This is a genomic window from Micromonospora sp. C95, assembly GCF_018070465.1.
In the GTDB taxonomy this organism is placed as follows: domain Bacteria; phylum Actinomycetota; class Actinomycetes; order Mycobacteriales; family Micromonosporaceae; genus Micromonospora.
On sequence record NZ_JAGPXT010000017.1, the window covers coordinates 51,804 to 73,716 of the forward strand.

18 protein-coding genes are annotated in these 21,913 nt (G+C 71.8%); 11 read left to right on the plus strand and 7 right to left on the minus strand.

All coding sequences use genetic code 11. The features are described from left to right. Positions 1-15: 15 nt before the first annotated feature. Positions 16-606 carry an NADPH-dependent FMN reductase gene (locus tag KBX00_RS19330; RefSeq protein WP_210828954.1) on the minus strand — a complete coding sequence of 197 codons (591 nt, stop codon included), beginning with the start codon at positions 604-606 and terminating at the stop codon, positions 16-18. 64 nt (positions 607-670) lie between these two features. Between KBX00_RS19330 and KBX00_RS19335 the strand changes: the two genes are divergently transcribed. After that, positions 671-1,060: a MerR family transcriptional regulator gene (locus KBX00_RS19335; protein ID WP_210828957.1), complete on the plus strand. Its 390-nt coding sequence runs from the start codon at positions 671-673 to the stop codon at positions 1,058-1,060. Between the two features lie 57 nt (positions 1,061-1,117). Continuing rightward, positions 1,118-2,233, plus strand: a complete 1,116-nt coding sequence (locus KBX00_RS19340) for an erythromycin esterase family protein (protein ID WP_210828959.1) — start codon at positions 1,118-1,120, stop codon at positions 2,231-2,233. Positions 2,234-2,251: 18 nt separating this feature from the next. Here the strand turns inward: KBX00_RS19340 and KBX00_RS19345 are convergent, their stop codons facing one another. From KBX00_RS19345 to KBX00_RS19355, 3 genes are read right to left on the minus strand one after another with little or no spacing between them, the layout of a single operon-like run. Then, entirely contained in the window at positions 2,252-3,040 is a 789-nt protein-coding gene (locus tag KBX00_RS19345) for a hypothetical protein (protein ID WP_210828961.1), read from the minus strand. Between the two features lie 35 nt (positions 3,041-3,075). After that, complete coding sequence (locus KBX00_RS19350) at positions 3,076-4,371, minus strand: HEXXH motif domain-containing protein (RefSeq protein WP_210828963.1); 1,296 nt, start codon at positions 4,369-4,371, stop codon at positions 3,076-3,078. Between the two features lie 17 nt (positions 4,372-4,388). Next, entirely contained in the window at positions 4,389-5,588 is a 1,200-nt protein-coding gene (locus tag KBX00_RS19355; RefSeq protein WP_210828964.1) for an FxsB family cyclophane-forming radical SAM/SPASM peptide maturase, read from the minus strand. Between the two features lie 276 nt (positions 5,589-5,864). Between KBX00_RS19355 and fxsA the strand changes: the two genes are divergently transcribed. From fxsA to KBX00_RS19370, 3 genes are read left to right on the plus strand one after another with little or no spacing between them, the layout of a single operon-like run. Then, a complete protein-coding gene (fxsA, locus tag KBX00_RS19360) occupies positions 5,865-6,047 on the plus strand; it encodes an FxSxx-COOH cyclophane-containing RiPP peptide (protein ID WP_210828966.1) in 183 nt (60 codons plus the stop codon). Next, positions 6,034-9,936, plus strand: a complete 3,903-nt coding sequence (gene fxsT / locus KBX00_RS19365; protein WP_210828968.1) for an FxSxx-COOH system tetratricopeptide repeat protein — start codon at positions 6,034-6,036, stop codon at positions 9,934-9,936. Before fxsA ends, fxsT begins: the two co-directional genes overlap by 14 nt. Positions 9,937-9,947: 11 nt before the next feature. After that, positions 9,948-10,964: a hypothetical protein gene (locus KBX00_RS19370; protein WP_210828970.1), complete on the plus strand. Its 1,017-nt coding sequence runs from the start codon at positions 9,948-9,950 to the stop codon at positions 10,962-10,964. 31 nt (positions 10,965-10,995) lie between these two features. Here KBX00_RS19370 and KBX00_RS19375 read toward each other — a convergent pair whose 3' ends face one another. Continuing rightward, positions 10,996-13,170, minus strand: coding sequence for an AAA family ATPase (locus KBX00_RS19375; RefSeq protein WP_210828972.1), 2,175 nt, complete (start codon positions 13,168-13,170; stop codon positions 10,996-10,998). Positions 13,171-13,423: 253 nt separating this feature from the next. Here KBX00_RS19375 and KBX00_RS19380 point away from each other — a divergent pair, with 253 nt between their 5' ends. From KBX00_RS19380 to KBX00_RS19405, 6 genes are all read left to right on the plus strand, one after another. Next, the gene (locus KBX00_RS19380; RefSeq protein WP_210828974.1) at positions 13,424-14,404 is read left to right on the plus strand and encodes an NAD(P)-dependent alcohol dehydrogenase; all 981 of its coding nucleotides are present in this window, start codon (positions 13,424-13,426) and stop codon (positions 14,402-14,404) included. Positions 14,405-14,500: 96 nt separating this feature from the next. Further along, the gene (locus KBX00_RS19385; RefSeq protein WP_210828976.1) at positions 14,501-16,114 is read left to right on the plus strand and encodes a flavin monoamine oxidase family protein; all 1,614 of its coding nucleotides are present in this window, start codon (positions 14,501-14,503) and stop codon (positions 16,112-16,114) included. A 133-nt stretch (positions 16,115-16,247) separates the two neighbouring features. Then, the gene (locus KBX00_RS19390; protein WP_210828978.1) at positions 16,248-18,050 is read left to right on the plus strand and encodes a RyR domain-containing protein; all 1,803 of its coding nucleotides are present in this window, start codon (positions 16,248-16,250) and stop codon (positions 18,048-18,050) included. Then, positions 18,040-18,546, plus strand: a complete 507-nt coding sequence (locus KBX00_RS19395) for a hypothetical protein (protein WP_210828980.1) — start codon at positions 18,040-18,042, stop codon at positions 18,544-18,546. The genes KBX00_RS19390 and KBX00_RS19395 overlap by 11 nt, the downstream gene beginning before the upstream one ends. Positions 18,547-18,685: 139 nt before the next feature. Further along, entirely contained in the window at positions 18,686-19,801 is a 1,116-nt protein-coding gene (locus tag KBX00_RS19400) for a sialidase family protein (RefSeq protein ID WP_210828982.1), read from the plus strand. After that, complete coding sequence (locus KBX00_RS19405) at positions 19,798-20,100, plus strand: MoaD/ThiS family protein (RefSeq protein WP_210828983.1); 303 nt, start codon at positions 19,798-19,800, stop codon at positions 20,098-20,100. The genes KBX00_RS19400 and KBX00_RS19405 overlap by 4 nt, the downstream gene beginning before the upstream one ends. Before the next feature lie 6 nt (positions 20,101-20,106). Here KBX00_RS19405 and KBX00_RS19410 read toward each other — a convergent pair whose 3' ends face one another. Together KBX00_RS19410 and KBX00_RS19415 are read right to left on the minus strand one after the other, a co-directional pair. After that, on the minus strand, positions 20,107-20,733 hold the full coding sequence (locus tag KBX00_RS19410; RefSeq protein WP_210828984.1) for a response regulator transcription factor: 627 nt from the start codon (positions 20,731-20,733) through the stop codon (positions 20,107-20,109). Further along, the gene (locus tag KBX00_RS19415; protein WP_210828985.1) at positions 20,730-21,911 is read right to left on the minus strand and encodes a sensor histidine kinase; all 1,182 of its coding nucleotides are present in this window, start codon (positions 21,909-21,911) and stop codon (positions 20,730-20,732) included. The genes KBX00_RS19410 and KBX00_RS19415 overlap by 4 nt, the downstream gene beginning before the upstream one ends. Positions 21,912-21,913: the final 2 nt, after the last annotated feature.

A 21,913-nucleotide genomic window follows, 5' to 3' on the forward strand; every position in this document is an offset into this window, starting at 1 on the left:
GGCGCGGCGCGGCAGTCAGATCGTGAGGGGGCGGTCCCGCCGCGCGTCCGCCAGCACCTCCGCCCACCAGCGCAGTTCGGTCAGGCTCGCGGTCAGGCCGCGGGACAGTTCCGCGTCCGGCGCGTAGCGACCCTGGTCGTCGAGCGACGCCCACGGCGCCCGCAGGCCCAGGGCCCGGCGGGTGGTCACCACGCTGAGTTCGGCAAGCACCCCGCGCAGGTGTTCGATCGCCGCATGCCCACCCTGTACGCCGTAGGCCACGATGGTCGCGGGCTTGAGCCGCCACTCGCCGTAGTGCCAGTCAATGAGCCGTTTCAGCGAGGCGGGATAGCTGTGGTTGTACTCCGGCGTGACGAACACGAACGCGTCGGCTGCGGCGATCCGGTCGGCGACCTCGCTCTGCGCCCCGCCGCCCGGGTAGAGCAGGCTGTCGTCGGGCAGCGCGACATCGGCAACGTCGATCAGGTCGACCTCGATCGGTCGGTCCAGTGCGGCGGCGACCCAGCCGGCGATCGTCGGCCCCAACCGGTCCTTGCGCACGCTGCCCGAGATCACGGCGACGCGAACCCCGGCGGGAGAGCTGTGGCGTTCGGGTGAAGTGGTCATGCCCGAAACCGTGCAGGTTCAACATATGTTGAAGTCAACTCCCGGCCCCGCCTACGCTGCGGCCATGACAGTTCTCACGGGTACCCCTCGGACGTTCAGCGTCGGTGAGGTCGCCGTCGACAGCGGCGTCGCACCGTCCGCCGTGCGGTTCTACGAGAACCACGGGGTCATCAACGCGGTACGCACCGCCGGCAACCAACGTCGCTTCGACGGATCCGCCGCGTGCCGGATCCAGGTGGCCAAGCTCGCCCAGCGGGCGGGCCTGAGCGTGCGCGAGATCGCCGCACTGTTCGCCGACCTGTCGGCCGATCCGACGCCCGACGAGTGGGCGGGCGTAGCCCATCGGCTGGTGACCGAGGTCGAGGAGCGGGTACGCAACCTCAAGGCGCAACTCGCGGCACTGGAGTCGGGCACCAGGCTGTGCGAGATCGGGCGCGACGATCCGGCCCGGTGACCCGGACTGCCGTCGCGGTCTTGACTTCAACATATGGTGAACCCCGATCGTCGGGGCATGAGCGAACTGCCAACCTCCGTCCCGCCCGCCCGGACGCTTGCCGCGCTCGTCGACACGGCCACCGTCGTCGGCCTCGGCACCAGCACCCGGGAGGCCACCGAGACCTTCCGGCTGGTCGAGGAGACCACCCACGAGTTGATCCGGCGCGGGTTCCGGGTCGTCGCGCTGCTGGACAACCAGCGGGTTGGCGAGCGCTACGACCGGTACGTCCGGGGCGAGGACATCGACCTGGACGTGGCGCTTCGCCAGGCGTGGGGCCCGTGGCGGACGGTCGAGATGCGCGACGCGCTCGTCCGGTTACGTCGGCACAACGAACGTCACCCGAACGATCGGGTACACGTCGTCGCCGTCGACGGTCGGCGTACGCTCCCGGCCGACTACGACCGGGTCGTGGCGCTGCTCGCCTCGGCGGAGCCGGCGACCGTGGCGCGGATCGGTGCGATCTTCGACGTCATCCGTACCGCCCACGACAACGGTGAGCACGTCCAACGGCTGCACGGTACACACCCGGGCGTGCCCTTCGTCGATCTCGCCCGCACCGCCCGCGACCTTGCCGCCCGGCTACCCGACAGCCCGGAACGCGACGAAGCACTACCGTTGATCGCGGCGATCGTGGACTTCCACGCGCGTGCCCTCGGTGCCGGGTACGACGCGGAAGCGGAAGAGCGTGCCGCCGCCGAGCGACTCCTCGACCATCAGCGGGTCACCGGCGACCGGGTCGTGTTATGGGAGGGCAGCGCGCACGTCGCGGCGCACGGCGCGACCATGCTGGGTGCACACCTGCGGGCGGCCCTGGGCAGCGATTACGCGGCCGTCCACGTCACCTTCGGGCACGGCAGCATCCCCGGTAGGGACATCCCGTACCCCGTCGGATCGTCACTGGACGCGGTGCTGCTCCAAGGCGGTGGTACCCGCGTCGTCGACCTGCGTACCGCCGTTGCCGAGGATCTCGCGGACCGGCCCGGCCGACCGTGGCGGACCCGGCTGATCTCCGGTCTCTACCAGGCGGACCACGACGGAGAGCACTACTACGAGCTGCCCTCGCTGGCCGGCAGCTTCGACGCGCTCGCCTTCATCCCCACGGTCACCCCGATCCATCCGCTGCCGGGTTGAACCGGCCGGCGAGCCTGCTCAGACAGGCCGGTGGTTGTTGGAGCCGCGCGCCCGTTGAATCAGGTTCTCCACCCACCGCTCGAACTTGCTGCTGCCGCCACCGAGCAGTCCGGCGAGATCGTCCTCGGTGACCCCGCCGCGGGCGGCCAGCGACTCGACCATCGTCCGCAGCCGGCGATGGTCGTCGTCCTCGGCCGCCGTCACCCCCACCACGCCCGCCCCGAGGTGGCGTTGCAGATCCTGGAGGATGTCCATCATCTGCGGCAGCGTCTCGATGACCTGGGACAGACCGGCCTCGTGCGGGCTGGACGAGCCGCGCAGTTCCTGCAGGGTGAGGGCCACCGACATCGGGGTGACGATGTCGGCCTCGCTGCCGATGGCGTCGATGGCCCGGCCGAGCTGCTCCTTGGCGGTGTGCACGCTGTCCAGGTCGGTGTGGTCGACCAGGATCGTCCGCATGCCGTGCACGTCGAAGGGCAGTTGCTGGTCCTTCGCCATCAACTGGACGAACGGTTTACGCAGTGCGTGCCGGACCGCCAGCTCGTAGAAGACGTTGGCGTTCTGGTCGGTCAGGTCGGCGATCACCAGGTCGTTGCGGATGATGCGGTCCAGCACCTGGGAGGTGATCAGACCGGCCCGTTCGATCTCGTCGCCACGTATCGCGACGAAGCCACGCGCCTCCACCACCGGGCGGATCACGTGCTTGAGGATCTGGTCGCTGCGTCTGCGGATCTCCGAGTCCTCCGGACCGATCGGGGCGATCACGAAACACTCACGACGCGTCGGCTGCTCGTTGTCCTCCCCCATGAACCCAGCGTAGTTGAGGCTGGCGGGACGGGTGGTCAGCCGGTCGGTGCCCGGTAACGGTCCCACCGGCTGCGGTGTGCGGCCAGCAGTCGGTTGGCCTCGACGGTCGCCCGCTCGCTGACCGGCTCCGCCAACCACCGGTCGAGCACGGCGGCCATGCCGTCGACCAGGTGTCGACCCACCGGGGTGAGTCGCCGCTGTGCGGCCAGCACCGCGACGGTGTCGGCGGCGGCCCTGCTCCACCGGGCGAACCTGACCTCCGCGTGGTGCCGCGCCGCACCCGACTCCGTGACCTGCATCTGCCGACGCCAGAACCCCGCCACCCCCAGGTGGGCGTACGCGCCGTGCAGCAGACCGTCCAGGGGCCGCGGGTCGGTCCGCCACGGTGCGTAGAACAGCTCGGTGGACCCCGGTTCGAGCGTGGCGAACATGTCGGTGAGTGCGGCCAGCTTGGCGTGCTGGATCTCGTGCGCGAGTACCACTGCCGTCGACCGGGCATCCGGTGGCAGCGACATGGCCACCGACCCGAAGGCGTGGTGGAAGGTGCCGCTGCGGGTGCTCGTCCGGGGCGCGGGGATCGGCACCAGGGCACCCATCAGTGCCGAGATCTCCTCGGCGACCGGCCGGTGGTGGTCGACCAGGATCCGCCACGCGCCGTCGAGACGTGACCGCCAGACCTCGGTCGGGAGACCGCCATCGCGGCTGTCTCTGCTCAATCCAGGTACGTACTGCCAGGTCCGGGTGTCCACCAGCAGCGAAAGGGCCAACCCGCCATGTGCGACGTCCAGCCGGGACAGTGGTCGCCAACGCCGGTCGGCCGGCCGGTCGGCGTCGACGTCGACCTTCTCTCCGGCGGCGGTCGCCCACGCCTGCCCGCCGGACGTGCGGACCCGGGCCCGGGTCGCGGTGACCGGGAGGGCCAGCGTGCCGAGGCCCGGCAGGTCCAGTCGGCCGTTGGCACCGGGGGCCAGCGGGACGTCGAGTTCGGTCTCGGCGCCGGCCCGGACCGCTGCGGTGACCGCCACGGCGGCAAGCAGTCCCGGGTACGCAGTCGCCGCGTTGCCCGCCTCCAGCAGCGACACGGTGCCGAACGCCCACGCGGCGACGGGCGGATGGGAGAGCGCGGCCACCCGGTCCGGCGCGGGCACCTCGGCCAGCACGCGGTACGCCGACTCGACCACCGCCCGATCCGGGTGCGCCGTCTCGCGTACCAGCAGCAGCAGGGCGCGTACCAGCAGGAGGGTCTTGCTGTGCTGCGCGGCCCGCAGCCACGTCACCGCCGCCACCCCGCCCCGGCCGGCGGCGAGTTCGTCGAGGACCGCCCTCGGCATCCGGTGCACCGACGGGATCAACGGGTCACCCGCGGCAGCGTCGCCACGTCCCGACGTACCGTCTGCCGGATGTGGCCGATCAGGGCGTACAGGTCGGGGCAGTAGACCGACGGGTTGTCGAAGCCGTTGTCGGCCCGCCAGCGGTGGGTACGCAGCCCGCCGCCACAGACCCGCCGCAGGTCGCACGCGCCGCAGGTGGCGCAGAGCGCCGCCGCGCCGCTCTGCTGGGCCCGCACCGCCGGCAGGTCGAGGGCGACGTCGAACGGATCATGCTGCACGTGCAGGCCGGTACCGGCCGCGCCGGCGTAGGCGGCGGCGAGGGTGTCGTCCATCTCGATCTGACCATCGGTCTGCACCACCGCCACCACCACCGGACTGAGACCCACCCCGGCCAGGTGGGAGGCGCCGCCGAGCAGCAGTTGGATGATCTCGTCGAAGAGACGGATCCGGACCGGTGGGCCCGGTGTGTGGTACCACCTGTCGAACACCGAGATCAGCCAGCGCGCGTACGGGGTCCGACGAGGATCGGCCGGGCGCTCGGGCGGGGGAGTGCTCCAGGTGCCGTGCGGTAGCAGGAAGTCGATCGTCGGCGGCCGGTGCTCGATCAGGCTGAGGTAGGTGGCGACCGGGTCGTTGCGGAGGTCGACCGTGCACAGCAGCCCGTTGAACAGGTGCGGGTAACCCGTGGTGAGGCGACGCAGCGCGGCCTCGACGCGGGCGTGGCTGCCCTGCCCGTCGGGCCCGCGCCGATGTCGGTCGTGGGCGACCCGGTCACCGTCGAGGCTGATGCTGAGCCGCACGTCGAGCCGGTCGAACAGGCTGAGGTACCGGTCGTCCAGCCGGGTGGCGTTCGTCTGCACCGTCATGCGTACCGGCACCGGTGCCACGCCCTGTCGGATGACCGACACGGCCGCCTCGACGCGTTCCGGTCCGGCCAGCAGCGGCTCACCGCCGTGCAGGACCACCGACACCCGGTCGAGTCGGTGTGCCCGGGCGTGTTCGCCGATGCGCCGGGCGGTCGCGTCGAGCACCTCGGGTCGCATGGCTCGGGGCAGATCGCGCCACCGCTGGTCGGCCATCGTGTAGACGTAGCAGTGGTCGCAGGCCAGGTCGCAGCGGCTGTGCAGCTTGAGCACGAACTGGCGGAAGGCGACGGGTGCGGCGTGGTGGGTGGCGGTGCCGCCGGCTGGCGGGTGGCCGTCGTCGGATCCGGGCATCAGGCGCTTCACCGTCCTGGCTGCGGCCGGTCGGCCGGGGTCGACGGGTCCACAGCATACATCGACAGGTGACGTTCCGTTCGCCGTGTTTGACCTGATCCGGGGAGTCGATCCCCGGCTGGATCGGTGCGGCGGGCGAATGGTCCGGCCCGCGTACGGCCGTTTGGCGGCCACGTCATACCGTTATCATGGGCGTACGCAGCGGATCTGGCCAACGTCGACGTCCGGCTTGCGACGCGATCATTGGGCGAGAGGCAGACAGGCGGTGATCGGGGGATGGACACCGGGGAGGACTCGTTGCGCTCCGATTTGATCGATCTGACCGACGTGGACCTGGTCGCGCTCGACGCCGTGCCGAGTGAGGTGCTCCTGGCCGCGTTGCACCGGTTGCAGCGCCGCAGCGGCGCTGCCGGTGACCAGTACGCGGGCTGGAACAGCGCCATCGATGGCGACGACTGACCGCGGGGACGCCCCGGTCGTCCCGGGCGACGTTCCGCAGCAGCGACCGGCCCGTGGCCCGGCCGGCCAGCCGGGCCGGGAGGAGTCCGTCGGCACCTGCACCATCGTCTCCTTCGTCTCGCCCACCAGCGGCACCGGGCGCAGCAGCGCGGTCGCCAACATCGCCTGGATCCTCGCTTCCAACGGCAAGCGGGTCCTCGCCCTGGACTGGTGCACCAAGACACCCCGGGTCTACGACTATCTGCGTTCGTTCCGGGTGGACGCGGTACCGGCCGCCGGGGTGCTCGGCCCGGAACTCGCCACGCTGACCAGCCCGCATCCGGACACGCATCCGCACCGGGCGGCGACGACCGCGCCCCCCGGGCCGGAACAGGGCATGCTCTACCGATACGCGATCTCCGGGTCGAGTTTCGGGTTCGAGATGATCGGCATCAGCCTCGACGTCAACGCCCTACCCGAGGTCGATCCGGTCCGCGCCCGGCAACTGCTGCAACACGGCGGCTACGACTACGTGCTGATCGACACCCCGGTCGACCTCACCCTGCCCGGCGTCACCTACACCGCCACGCTCAGCGACGTGGCGGTGGTGTCGATACCGCCCCGCCGGCAGGCGATGCAGCAGGCGGCGGAGCTGGCTGCCCAGCTCCAGCGGGAGGCCACCGGCGGCATCCGGGTGCTCGCCGCACCGACGCTGCGCGACATGAGCCAACCGTGGTACGGACCGGCCCGCGACTCGGCCCGCAAGGCGTTCGCCAACCTGCTCGACGAGTCGACCACCGGGTTGTCCGGTGCCTCCACGGTGGAGATCGTTGAGGTACCCGAGCCGGCGTACGACACCTACGACGACGTGCTGGCGGTGCTGGCCGACACGCCGGGCAGCGAGAACACCCTCCTGGCGGCCTACGAGCAGATGGCCTCCTGGATCAGCGGTGGCGCGGTGGCCCGGCTGGCCGAGGTGCCCGAGCGGATCCGTCGCCGCTACCGCCGGGGTGTGCTGCTCGACCCGGCCGAGAGCGCGGACGAGATCCAGGTGCTCTACGAGCCCGTCGACCGGCCGTTCGCCGACTGGGTCGCCGGTCTGTTGCGCCGGGCCAACGCCCAGGTCCAGCGGCACGTCGTGCGGTCGGGGCTGGCGCCGGCCCACGGCCCGGACGCCACGGTGCTGGCGATCCTCTCGCCGGGCGTGCTCGAGGCCCTCGGCACCGGCGGCGCGGCTGCGCCAGCCACCGACGTCGCGGTGTTCGGCGTACTGACCAGCGGGGAAGTGCCGGAACAGCTGGATCCGAGCCAGGTCGTCGACCTCCGGGCGGTCGACGGGGCGCGGGCCCAGGCGCTACTGCTCAGCCGGCTCGGCCTCATCGCACCCGGGCAACCCACCGGCGACCTGCGGACCGCGCCGCGCTATCCGTACGAGGCGGACCGTCGGTTGCGGACGAACCTGCCACCGCGTAACGAGTCCTTCGTCGGTCGCGGCGAGTACCTCGAACGGCTGCGTGATCAGCTCACCGACGGCGGCGGGCCGGTGACCCTGACCGGCGGCGCCGGAGTCGGCAAGAGTGAGATCGCCCGCGAGTTCGCCCACCGCTTCGCCTACGACTACGACGTCGTCTGGTGGCTCCCGGCGCAGGATCGGGAGACCGTCCAGGCGGCACTGGGCGAGCTGGCCCAGGAGATCAACGTGGCCGACAGCGACGGGGCGGCGGAGGCGGCGGTGGCCGCCCTGTCGGCTCCGCGCAGTGCCTTCGCCCGCTGGCTGTTGATCTACGACAACGCCGACGACGCGGAGGTGCTGGCCGGACTGCTGCCCCATTCCGGGGTCGGGCACGTGCTGTTCACCTCGCGGGACGACGGTTCCTCGAACCTGCCGGCACCGCTTGAGGTGGCGGCCTTCACCGGCGACGAGAGCACCGCGATGCTGCGGCGGACCCTCGGCATCAGCGCCGAGGACGCCCGGGCCATCGCGGCTGCCGTGGAGCACCTGCCGCTGGCGCTGCGGTTGGCCACCGCATGGATCCGCGAGCGGACCCGGGCCCTGGAGCGTGCGGGGACGCCCAACCTGGAGGCCGTCGGCCGGTGCGTCGCCGAGTTGCTGGACTGGCTGCGGCGGCCCTCCGCCGAGGAGGAACCGACCGAGTGGATTCCCGGCTCCCGCACCTCGATGGTGTCCCGGGTGCTGGACATCACCCTGGCCACCCTGCGGGAAACCGAGTTCGGCTCGCTGGCGATCCGGGTCGCCGAACTCGGTTCGTTCCTATCGCCGGAGGGCATCGGTTTTTCGCTGCTGCGGTCGGTGCCGATGCTCACCCAACTCGCCGCCGCCGCCGACCTCGACGCGGAGGAGTTGCTACTCGACGCCGGGGAGGTCGACCTGGTGCTGACCGTAGGCGCGCGCTTCGCCCTCTTCGACATCGACTGGGGGCGCGGTGCCTCGCTGCGGATGCACCGGGCCATCCAGGTCCTGCTGCGCGAGGCGATGCCCGAGCCGCAGCGGCGCGAGCGCCATCGCCAGGTTCTGCGTGGGCTGGCCGGCTACGCGCCGACGGACCCGGAGGCCGACGACCGCCGCCACCTGCCGGTCTTCGAGGAGCTGCAGCGCCACCTGGTGCCCTCCGGCGCCCTGACGGCCGACGAGGCGCCCGTGCGGCACTGGGTGGTGAAGCAGGTCCGCTACCTGTTCTTCTTCGGCGACAGCAACGCCTGGCAGTCGGCGGTGCGGTTGGCCCAGCAGGCCTGCGACCGGTGGACGGCCAACGGCGAGTTCGACCAGTTGACCATGCGGCTGTTCGTCCAGACCGCCAACCTGCACCGGGTGCTGGGCAAGCACCAGGAGGCGCTGCGCCTGGACGAGCAGGTGCTCAGTGAGCAACGCCGCCGGCACGGGCTACGACACTTCCGGACCCTCATCGTGGGCCGGGGCCGCGGTGGTGACCTGCGCGGTCTCGGACGATTCGAGGAGGCGCTGGTGGAGGACCAGGCGGTCCTGATCGGCTACCAGGAGGTGCTCGGCGACGATCACCCGAACACCCTGATGGCGATCAACAACCTCGCCATCGCCTTCCAGTTGACCGGCGACACGCGGGAGGCACTGCGGCTGGCCCACCAGTTGCTCGACCGGTGGATGTCGCTGTTCGGGCCGGAGGAACCGGCGACGTGGCGGGCGTCGTGCCTGGTGGGGACGCTTGAGCGGGAGGCCGGCGAGTACGACCTGTCGCTGGCCACCCTGCGCGAGACCCTGGAACGGGTGCACGAGCTGCGGTCGGCCAGCCACCTCGACGAGCTGCGCGTCAACCGCAGCCTCGCGGTCACCGAACGGCGGCTCGGGCTCGGCATCGCCGCGAAGAATCGCAGCATCGAGACGTTCCGGGGCTACCGTGACCGGTTCGGTGGGGACCACCCGTACACCCGGTCCAGCAAGCTCAGCATGGCCGTGGACTACTACCGGGCCGGCGACGCCGGGGTCGCCGTCGAAAACGCCAACAGCTGCCTGCGCGGCTACGAGCGGCAGTTGGAGGCCGGGCACCCGTTCACCGCCGTCTGCTCGGTCGACCTGGGGCTGTTCCAGCGGGGGGCGGGAGAGTACGACCAGGCCGTACGGGATGGCGAACGGGGCCTGCGTACGCTCCGCGCCCGGCTCGGCGACACCCATCCGTGGACGCTCACCGCTGCCACCGCCCAGGCCGGTCACCTGGCGGCCCGTGGCGACTTCGCCGACGCCATCCGGATCCAGGAGGACACGCAGCACACCTGCCTGCGCTATCTGGGTCGACGCCATCCCTGCACGGTCGACGCCGTCGCCAACCTCGCGGCGATCCGGGCGCTCCGCGACGGTGCCCCCGGCGCTGGCCCCGCCGCCCTCACCGATACCGACATCGACGTGCCAAGAAGCTGAGGAGTGGACAGGTGACGGATCCGCAGCTGATCGACGCGCTGGCGGAGGAGTCGGCCGAGCAGGATGTGCCCGGGTTCCGCAAGAAGCGCAACCTGTGTCGGGAACTGCTGCTCGGCGGCGGCACCGGCATCTACCACCTCGCGCACTACACCGGCGGGGTGCTCGACTTCTCGCTGGACATCCTGAATCATGCGGCGACGCCGGCCGCACTCGACGGTGCCGAGCCTGCGCAGCGCCGCGAGGCGCACCGCCGGGCGGGTGCCCAACTCGTCTACCGGGCGGCCGACCTCAGCCGGCGGGTGTGGGAGCTGCAGTGTGGCGGGCTGGTCCGGCTGGCCGTCCAGACCCGGGCCGATCTCGTCTTCTGCAACGCGGTGGCCGGTGGCGAACATGTGGTGGGATTCGGGGCCCTTCCGTCGGCCGGCACCGAGACGGTCGCCGACCCGTCCCGGGCGAGCGGAATCGACCGGGCGGCGGCCCAACTCGCCACCGCGCTGCGTCAACTGGTACGGCTGCCCTCGCAGAACCCGGGCGGCTGGCTGACCGCCGGTGACGCCCAGGTGCCGGTCTCGGCGTCGGCCGCCGACTTCATGGCGTACGTGGTCGGGTCGCCGGAGCCCGGCGGTCTGCTCAGCAGCGCGCTGCGGCCGGCCGGGCTGCACTATCTCAGCCACCACCGGGCGGGGGAGCAGACCGCCGCCGCCGACATCCTGCGGCACCCGGACCTGGAGTCATTCTTCAGCCGTGGGGTCACCGTCGCCGGTCGGCGGGCCCGCTACGAACGTCTGGCCGGTGACCTGTCACTCCTGGCTATGCAGGTCAGTCGGGACCTACGCCGTACCGTGGCCGGGCAGGCCGAACGTCTGGTGCTCGACCTGGAGATCGGTGCCGTCTTCTACTATCTGCTCGCGCCGGACGAGTACCTCTTCGGCGTCGCGCTCGACCAGGACTGGGTCACCCAGGCAGATCTCGACATGTCGGCGGTGGGCCGGCAGCTGGCGCGGTCGGACGTGCGAACCGGCACGTGAGCCGGGGGGCTCGCGACGGGTGCAGGTGACCTCAGGCGTTCACCAGCAGCCGCCGCACCCGAGCGCTCAGCCCATCGAACACCGACCGTGCCTCCGACCAGCTGCGCGAGCGCTCCGGCGGCTCGGTCGGGCCGCCGTCACCCGGAACGGCCAGGTCACCGAGCACGTCCAGCTGGAACAGCGGTAGGTACTCGGCGATGCCGTCGTAGGTCTCGCAGAGCTGGTCCAACCGGTCCAGATCCCCCGGACGAGGGGCCCGACGGTGTCCCTCGTACCACCTCTCGACGCCGTCGCGGAACGCCTCGATCAGCCGTCGCAGCACCATCGAGGTGCCCAACGCCCGCTGCACGTCCCGGGAGCGCAGGCCCGAGCGCAGCAGCGCGGCGTTCTCGACCGCCCGCCGGATCTCGATGCCCGCCGGGGCGAACGCCTCGCGTAGGTGGCGGTCGAAGCCGGTGAGCTGGTCGAGCGCCGCGATGGCGTCGACGAAGAGCCGGGCGACCGGGCCGGGCAGCGTCCTGGTAGCGACATCCGGTCGGGTTGGCGGATGCTCCCGCTGCGCCGGACTCCGCAGATCGTGGCGCAGGTCGTCCCGAATCTCGTCCAACTGGTACGACAACCGCTCGATGGATCGTTGGGCGTTCGTCTGCTGGCGCTGGATGCGCTCGACCCGGGTCCGCACCGAGGTCAGCGCGTCCGCGCCGAGCGCCTGCTCAAGCCGGCGCAGGGAGGCCTTCACGCTGCCCGACAGATCCTCCGGAAAGGACTGCGGTTCGTAGACGATCGGCTCCACGCTGAACGTCTCGGTGAGGTCGGCGGCGAACTCCGCCGGCAGGTGCCCGACGACGACCAGGATGACCTCGCTGTCCGGCACCGCCGCCCGGATCGCCACCACCCGGCGGTTGAGGGCGTCGACCTCCTCGGACTTGAGCACCGACTCGGTGAGCAGCACGCAGCAGCCGGCGTTCTGTTCCTCGAGCGGAACCCAGAAGTCGACCGGCAGGTCCCGTAGCGAACCCACCAGGTGGTCCCGCTGGTACGACCAGCCGTCCTGGGTCAGCACCCGCCGTACGTCGGCGGCCACATCCTGCCGGCTGGCCAGGTCGAACTGAACCCGTACCGCCTCCCGGACCATCAGGTGGGTGACCGGCGTGTCGGCCTGGGCCGCCCGCTGGTACAGGTGGTAGCACAGCCGGATCAACCGGCGGGGCACCCCGTCGGTCAGGTTTGTGAGGTACTCGGTGGTCTCCACGGTGAACGGGGCCAGCCGTGCCTCGCCGAACGTGCGCAGCTGGCTGCGCCGGATGAAGTCCCGCAGGTCGTGGGCGCTCAGCGCGGACATCCGCACGATCGGCCCGATCCGCTGCCGTACGTCCGGGCTGAACAGGTGCAACATGTCCGGCAGCCCGGCGATCACCAGGAAGGCGCCGGCGGACGCGAAGATCTCGATCAGACGGGAGAACCGGGCCATCGTGTCGTCGCCTGGTCGACCGGCCGCCGACAGGAACTTGTCCACCTCGTCGAGTACCACCACGAAGCGTCCGTGACGCTGCCCGCACAGCAGGGCAAGCGCACCCATCGCCGCCACCGCGTCGGACTCCACATCGACCCGAGCGGGTACGCCGGCCGCCTCCAGCGCCGCCCCGGGCGGGTAACCCGTCAGCCAGTCCCACGCTGCCGCCTCGGTGGCGGGATCGAGCAGCATCGCCAGCACCGTGCCGACCGAGGCGTCGGTGGTGACCGGGGTCAACTCCGCCCGGAGCCGCTCGCCCAGCCCCCCTGCTGCGGGCGGCCTGTCCCGGCTGTCGTCCGGCGCGGTCACGACAGGTGACTCCGCCCGGTAGTCCTCGACCAGGGCCCGCACCGTGTCGCGGGACAACCGACCGAGCAGCTGGCGGCTCAGGGACAGGAACGTGTCGGCGGGGGCGTCGAGGTAGACCGCTCTGATCGCCCCCGCGGTGCTCTCCTGCGCGTGGGCCAGCAGTTCGGCGGCCAGATGGGTCTTGCCGGTGCCGTAGTCACCCACCACCGCGACCGTGCCACCGTCGCCGCCGCGCAGGTAGTGGTCCAGATGGGCGAGGGCGTCGCGGATGGCGGCGGTGGTGACCGTGGTCGCCTGCGCCAGGCCGCCGGTCACCCTGGCGACCGCGGTCGGCGAGAACGGGTTGACCGGACCGACCGCCGGTGGATCTTCGGTTGCATCCATCTTTCTGATCCTCCGGTAGCTCTGGTCCGGGCACCAGGAACTCCCATGGCCCGGGCAGGCACTGCTCCTCCGCGCCTCCAGGGCGTCTTCAAATCGTAGCCGTCAGTAGCCATCGCGGCGGACCTCCGAAGGCGACAGATCGGTCTCACCTGCGAAAAAGGGCCGATCGGTGGGCTGCCGGTGGCCGCGGCGGCGGGCCGGCCGAGGTCCGGGGGCGCCAGCCAGGTGGCGGGGGCGGCGCAGAATGGTGCGCATGCGAGCCGTGATGTTCGACGCGTACGGGCCACCGGAGGTGCTCACCCAGGTCGAGCTGCCGACCCCCGAGCCCCGGGCCGATCAGGTGCTGATCCGGGTGCACGCCACCACGGTGACCACCGCCGAGTGCGGGATGCGCCGGGGCGAGCCCCGTTGGGGGCGGGTCATCATCGGTCTGCGCCGGCCACGGCGCAGCGTCCGGGTGCTCGGGTTGGAGTTCGCCGGTGAGGTGACGGCGCTCGGGCCGAGGGTGCGTCGACTGCGCGTCGGCGACCGCGTCTTCGGTTTCACCAGCTTCGGCGCCGGCGCGAACGCCGAGTACAAGTGCCTGTCCGAGCGGGCCTCGATCAGCACGATTCCGCCGAACGTGACCTACCCGCAGGCCGCGGCCACCGTCGACGGATTCACCACCGCCTGGCACTTCCTGCGCGACCTGGCCGACCTCCAACCCGGACAGAAGGTACTCGTCATCGGCGCCTCGGGCAGCATCGGCACGTACGCCGTTCAGCTCGCGGGTCACCTCGGGGCGACCGTGCACGGGGTGTGCAGCGGGCGCAACGCCGCGCTGGTCGGGTCGCTCGGCGCCAGCCGGGTCTTCGACTACACGGTGGAGGACTTCACCGCCAGCGGCGAGCGCTACGACGTCGTCTTCGACACGGTCGGTCGCAGCTCGTTCGCCCGGTGCCGGGCGGTGCTGGCGCCGCGTGGCCGTTACCTGCCCACGACCGGCCTGGTGACGAACGGCCTGCTCGCGCTCGGCACCAGCCTCACCCGCGGTCGACGGGTCCGGACCGGGATGTCGGTACGCAAGCACGCGGCCCTCGCCGCCCTGCGGGACCTGCTCGCCGAGGAGCGGCTTCAGGTCGTCGTCGACCGCCGCTACCCGATGACCGAGATCGTCGAGGCGCACCGGCACGTCGACGCCGGGCACAAGGTCGGCAACGTCGTGATCGACGTCCCGCCGGCCCGCGACCGGTAGTCCGGACCGGCCGGAGACCGGCGCGAAACAAGAGAGAAGCATCGATGTAACTGCCGCCTGGGATCGTCGGTCTTCGATCTTGCGCGGGAGGTGGCGGTGACGATATCGACGACGCGACGACAGTTCCTCCAGGCCGTCGGGGTGTCCGGCGGGGCGGGCGTGCTCTACGGCACGATGGGTGCGCTCGGCCTGGCGCCCGCCGCCCAGGCGGCACCACCGTTTCGGGCCCCGAACCGGTCCGACTTCACGCTGACCGGCCGGTCGGCCAAGTCGGTGCTGGTGCTCGGGGCCGGCATCGCCGGCCTGGCCACCGCGTACGAGTTGGGCAAGGCGGGCTACCGGGTGCGCCTGCTGGAGGCGCGTGACCGGCCCGGCGGGCGCAACTGGACGGTGCGCGGCGGCACCACCGAGACCGACCTGGACGGGCGTACCCAGCGGGCCCGGTTCGCCGACGGCCAGTACCTCAACGCCGGTCCGGCCCGCATCGCCCAGCACATGGTGACCCTCGACTACTGCCGGGAACTCGGCGTGCCGATCGAGATCTTCGGCAACCAGAACGCCGACGCCTACTACGTCAACGAGAACGCCGGCGCGCTGTCCGGCCGGCCGATCCGGCACCGCGAGGCCAAGGCGGACGTCTACGGGTACGTCTCCGAACTGCTCGCCAAGGCCACCGACCAGGGCGCGCTCGACACCTACCTGACCGGTGAGGACAAGGAGCGGCTGCTGGAGTTCCTGCGCGGGTTCGGCGCGATCGGCGGCCGGGTCGCCGACGACCCGGCGGCCAGCTGGCGGTACACGGGCACCAACCGGCGCGGCTACCTGGTGGAGCCGGGCGCCGGCTTCGAGGCGGGCACCCCGAAACTCACCCCGTACCCGCTGACGGACGTGCTGGCCAGCGGCATCGGCCGGTACTTCTCCTTCGAGTTCGGCTACGACCAGGCGATGCTGATGTTCCAGCCGGTCGGCGGGATGGACCGCATCGCGTACGCCCTCGAAGCCGCCGTGGGCCGCCGCCTCATCACCTACGACGCGCAGGTGCGCTCGATCTCCAACACCGGCTCCGGGGTCCGCGTGGTCTACGACGGGCCGGGCGGCCGGCCGCGCACCGCCACCGCCGACTTCTGCGTCTGCACCATCCCACCGCAGGTGCTGGCCAAGATCCCGTCCAATCTCAGCCAACCGGTGCGGGACGCGCTGGCGTACCCGGTCCCGAACGCCACCGGCAAGATCGGCCTGCAGTACCGCCGCCGGTGGTGGGAGCAGGACGAGAACATCTACTCCGGCATCACCAACACCAACCTGGACCTCGCCACGATCTGGTACCCCTCCTACGGCTACCACGGTGCGAAGGGCGTGGTGGTCGGCTACTACAACTTCGGCGCCAACGCCCAGGCGTACGCGGCCCTGACGCCCGCCGAGCGGGAGGCCCGAGCGGTGGCCCAGGGCGTGAAGATCCACGGCGAGGCGTACCGGACGGAGCTGGAGACGTCGTTCTCGGTGGCCTGGGACCGCACCCGCCACTCCGAGGGTGGCTGGGTGTCGTGGCCCTCGCGCACCAGCGGCCAGTACGGTCGGCTGCTGGAGCCGGACGGCCGGGTCTACTTCGCCGGTGACCATCTGAGCCACTACATCGCCTGGCAGGCCGGGGCGTTCGAGTCCGCCCGCAAGGTGGTCACCGACCTGCACGCCCGGGTCATGTCGAGCTGAACCCCGACAGCGCGATCCCGAGGAAACGGCGTCACCTGCGAAAAGTGCCCGGACGGTCGGCACGTCGCCGGCCCTGGTGATCGACTCTGTCCAATAGCATGACGCGCATGGTCGTAATCCGGTGGCTGGTGCGATGACCCAGCCGGTCCCCGGTGCGGCCCGTCCCGCCGCGTGGTGGCTGCGGGTCGTCTTCGGGGTGATCGGCCTGGTCGCCTCGGTGCTCGGTTACGTCGGCCTGGAACGCCTGTCGCAGGAACGCCCCGAGGCCATCGGGGACCGGTACGACATCCTCTACTACGACCTGCAGCTGTTCTTCCTCAGCGCCGAACTCTTCGAGCAGCCCGGTCCGTATCCGTGGCAGTTGCAGGTCGCCCGGTTCATGGCACCGCTGTTCACCCTGCTGGCGGTGGCCGAGGCCGGTCGACTGCTGCTGGCCACGGAGATCCGGCGGCGGCGGGCCCGGCGGGCCAGTGGCCACGCGGTCGTCTGCGGGGACTCGCAGTTCGCGCACATGCTGGCCGACCGGCTGTACGCCGACGGTGACCGGGTGGTCGTCGTCCGCTCCGAACCGTTCGGGCCGCTGGAGTACCGCCGACGCCGCTACCTCGGTGTCGTCGGCGACCCGACGAACGTGGAGGTGTTGCGGGGTGCCGGCCTGCCAAGGGCGCACACCGTCTACGCCTGCACCGACGACGACGACCGCAACCACGCCATCGCCAACACCGCCAACCGGCTGATCCAGGACCGGCGCCAGCCACCCCGGGTGTACGTGCAGGTCCACGATCCGGAGATGTGCCTGTCGTTGCAGGCCCGGCGGCTCGGCGCCGCCGGGTCCAGCCGGGTGCGCCTGGACTACTTCCACGTCGACGACATCGCCGCCCGGGCGCTGCACCGGCACCATCCGCTGCCGTCGGCACCGGACCGGCCGACGACCGTGCTCATCGCCGGTGGCGGCAGCTTCCGCCGGGCGCTGCTGGTGGAGACGGCCCGGCACTGGCGGGCGCACCAGGCCGATCAGGGCGGACCCGACCGCCGGCTGCGGGTGGACCTGGTGGCACCGGACGCCCGCGCCGAACTCGCCCTGGCCACCTCCCGCTATCCGTTCCTCGGCGAGGTCTGCCGGTTGGCCGGGTACGACCGGGACATCGCCAGCCTGGTCGGCCTGGACCATGTCGCCGCCGAGAGCTACGACCGCATCTACCTGTGCGCCCCCGACGAGATCGGCGGCCTGCGCTTCGCACTGGACACCCCCGCGCTCTGGCGCGGGGCGCGCAGCATCGTCTTCGTGCCGGTCTACCGGCAGGCCGCGCTCGCCGCCGCCTTCCACGGCGACGCCCGCCACGACCTGCTCGACGAGGTGCACGGCAAGCTGCGGCTGTACCCGGTGCTCACGCACGCCTGCGACGCCGGGCTGATCGCCGAGGATCTCACCGAACGGCTCGCCCAGCAGATCCACCTGCGGTATCTGCACGCCCAGCAGCGAGCCGGGGTACGCCTCGGCGACGCGCCGGCCATGGTGCCCTGGTCCCGGCTGCCGGAGTCGCTGCGTCGCGCCAACCGCAGCCATGTCCAGGACATCGCCGCGAAGCTGTTGAACCTGGGCTGTGTGGTGGCGCCCCGGCACGGTGGGGCCGGTGACGCCTCGGCCGCCGGGCGGGCCATCGACGACCGGATCGAGCAACTGGCCCGGCTCGAACACGAACGGTGGTGCCGGGAACGGCGCTCCGAGGGCTGGACGTTCGGCGAGCCGCGCGACGACGCCCGGCGCCGGCACCACCTGCTGCGGCCGTGGGACGAGTTGCCACCGGCGGCGAAGGAGCAGAACCGGGAGGAGATCCGGGCGTTGCCCGACGTGTTGTCCGACAGTGGATTCGAGTTGATCCGGCTGGGCCCCAGCGTGCCCGTCCAGCGGGGAGGCTCAGCCGATGCCGCCTGAACGCGAACCGGTCCGCGTCGGGGTCACCGGCCACATCAACCTGACCCCGGCCACCGAGCGGCTGGTCGCCGAGGCGATCCGCCTCGAACTGCGCAGGATCAGCGACCGGCCGGTGCACGGTGTCACCTGCCTGGCGGCGGGCACCGACCAGATCTTCGCCCGCGCGGTGCTGGACGGCGGTGGCACGTACGAGGTGGTCCTGCCGGCTCCCGACTACCGGGACACCATCGTCCCGGCGGCCCGGGGCACCTTCGACGAGTTGCTCGGCCGTGCCACCCGGATCCTGCACACCGGCCACCGCACCTCCGGCACCGCCGCCTACGTGGCCGCCAACCGGGAGCTGCTGCTACGGGTGCAGCGGCTGCTGGCGGTCTGGGACGGCGAACCGGGCTGCCACGACGCGTCGACCGACCGGACCGTCGGTTGGGCCCGCGAGCGGGGCATCCCCACCACCGTCATCTGGCCCACCGATGCCCGACGGTCCCGGGCGGGATGAGCCCCCGGCGAACCGGTGTCGTCCGTTCCGCTGATGCCAATTCGTCGTACCCGGGGAGTAGACCGACCAGGAACGGTGCATGCCGGTTGGTGGGCCGCGGCGACCGCCGCCGGCCCGACGAAGACGAGAGGATGCTCAGATGAGTGGTGTACGCGTGCTGGTGGGGACGCGCAAGGGTGCGTTCGTCCTGACCGCCGACGGTAGACGCGACAGCTGGACGGTCGACGGGCCGCACTTCGGGGGCTGGGAGATCTACCACCTCACCGGGTCGCCGGCCGACCCGGACCGGCTCTACGCCTCCCAGTCCGGTGGCTGGTTCGGTCAGCTGATCCAACGCTCCGACGACGGTGGCCGCACCTGGACCACTGTCGACAACGACTTCGCCTACGCCGGCGACGTCGGCGACCACCTCTGGTACGACGGAACGCCGCGTCCGTGGGAGTTCAAGCGCATCTGGCACCTCGAACCGTCCCGCGACGACCCGGACACCGTCTACGCGGGTGCGGAGGACGCGGCGCTCTACGTGTCCACCGACGGTGGCGGCAAGTGGACGGAGCTGACCGCGCTGCGCACCCATCCGAGCGGGCCGTCCTGGCAGCCCGGCGCGGGCGGCCTGTGCCTGCACACGATCATCCTGGACCCGGTCCAGCAGGGTCGGATCTACACCGCCATCTCGGCGGCCGGCGCCTTCCGCAGCGACGACGGCGGCACCAGCTGGCTTCCGATCAACAAGGGGCTGCGGTCGGGGGAGATCCCCGACCAGGACTCCGAGGTCGGCCACTGCGTGCACCACATCACCCAGCACCCGTCGCGGCCCGACACCCTGTTCATGCAGAAGCACTGGGACGTCATGCGCAGCGACGACGCCGGAGCGAACTGGCGCGAGGTCAGCGGCAACCTGCCGTCGGACTTCGGCTTCCCGATCGCGGTGCACGCCCACGAACCGGAGACCATCTACGTGGTGCCGATCAAGAGCGACTCCGAGCACTACCCGCCGGAGGGCAAGCTGCGCGTCTACCGCAGCCGCACCGGCGGCGACGAGTGGCAGCCGTTGACCGACGGGCTGCCGCAGTCCGACTGCTACGTCAACATCCTGCGCGACGCGATGGCCGTCGACACGCTCGACCCCTGCGGCATCTACTTCGGCACCACCGGGGGCCAGGTCTACCGCTCCGCCGACGGCGGCGACAGCTGGGCGCCGATCGTCCGGGACCTGCCGCCCGTGCTCTCCGTGGAAGTCCAGGTGCTGCCGTGATCCGGGTCGTCCTCCCGGCTCATCTGAAGACCCTCGCCGGGGTGACCGGTGAGGTGCGGGTCGAGGTGGCCGGCCCCGGGCCGGCCACCCAGCGCCTGGTGCTCGACGCCGTCGAGGCCCGGTACCCGATGCTGCTCGGCACCATCCGCGACCGGCACAGCGGTAAGCGCCGCGCCTTCGTCCGCTTCTACGCCTGCGAGGAGGATCTGTCCAACAGCCCACCCGACACGCCCCTGCCCGAACGGGTGGTCGCCGGCGAGGAGCCGTTCATCGTCCTCGGCGCGATGGCCGGCGGATGATCCGGTTCACAGGCCCCGGGCGAACAGTGCCAGGCGTACCCGGTTGGGGCTGCTCGTCTTGGTCATCAGGCTGGTGATGTGGGATTTGACCGTGGTGACGCCGATGTGCAGCCGCTCGGCGATCTCGCCGTTGGACAGGCCGTCGGCGACCAGGTCCAGCACCTGCTGCTCCCGGGCGGTCAGCCCGGTGACCGGCGTCGGCGTCCCGGCGCGGGCGTGCACCGCGCGCTGCACCAACCGGCGCAGCACCGCCGAGCTGAACGGGCTGTCGCCGGTCGCGGCCCGGCGCACCCCGTCGAGCAGCTCGGTCGGCGGCGCGTCCTTGAGCAGGAAGCCGCAGGCGCCGGCCGTCAATGCCGGATAGAGGTGGTCGTCGTCGCCGAACGTGGTCAGCACCAGGACACGGGCACCGGGACGGTCGGCGAGGATCCGGCTGGTCGCGGAGATCCCGTCGACGCCGGGCATGCGCAGGTCCATCACCACCACGTCGGGCACCAGCCGGGCGGCGAGGGCGATGGCGTCACGGCCGTTGTCGGCCTCGCCGACGACCTCGATGTCCGGCTGGGCCTCGCAGAGCATGCGCAGGCCGGCGCGGATGAGATGCTGGTCGTCGACGAGCAGGACCCGGATCATGTGCGCTCCGCCGCTGGCCGACCGGTAGGCAGCACGGTGGCGACCCGCCAGCCCGGTCCGGTCGGTCCGGCCGTTAACTCTCCGCCGAGGACCTCGACCCGTTCCCGCATGCCGGTGATGCCGTGGCCGCCGCCGACCGGCACCGGGGCGGGCACCCTGCCGCGGCCGTCGTCGACCACCTCCCAGTGGACGGCCCCGTCGACCACGGTCACCGACAGCCGCGCCACCGCGGCGGTACCGGCGTGCTTGGCCACGTTCGTCAACGCCTCCTGGCTGAGCCGCAGCACCGCGAGGCCGCGTACCGCGTCGAGGGTACCGACCGCCGGGTCGATGTCGGCGATCACGGTGACACCGGTCTGACGGGCCCGGTCCACCGCGGCGCCGAGCGCGGCCGGCAGCGCCGACGGTTCGATCGCGGTCAGCGCGGCGTCGCCGCGTACACCGTCGGGGTCACGCAGCACCGCGACCAGCCGGCGCAGGTCGGCAAGGGCCGCGGTGCCGGTGCCGTGCACGTCGTCGAAGACCGCGCCGACCCGTGGGTCCAGATCGGTGAGCACGTGCCGGGCCACCCCGACCCGCAGCACCATCGACGCCACGTGGTGCGCCACCACGTCGTGCAACTCCCGGGCGATCGCGCCGCGTTCGTCGGCGCGGGCCGCGCGGTTCTCCGACTCGCGCCGCCGCTGCTCCTCCTCGGCCCGCCGCCGTGACTGCTGCCCGAGTTCCCGGGTGGTCCGGATGACCAGGCCGAGCAGCAGCGGTACGCCGACCTCCGGCAGCAGCCCGAACACACCGGAGAGCAGGCGCGGCAGCGGGTCGCCGATCGAGTCGGTCAGGTCGACCACGGCCAGCAGCCCGGCGGCCAGCCAGATGGTCCGGATCCGGCGGGCGGCCATGGTCAGTTCGAGCAGTGCCCAACTGGCACCCACCTGGTTGATCGTGAAGTCGTCGACCAGCCAGATCGCGACCGCCAGCAGCGCGGTCTGGGTGAGCATGTTGGCCAGCGGCCGGTGGTGCAGCGAGAGTCCGACCGCGAAGGCCAGCACGGCGAGGAACCACTGGGTGGTGGTCGGTGCGGACAGGGTGCCGAAGAACAGGTAGCCCAGGCCGGAGAGGATGAGCAGCACCATCCGCACCAGGCTGTCCCGTGCGTCGAACAGCCGCCCCACCCAGCCCACGG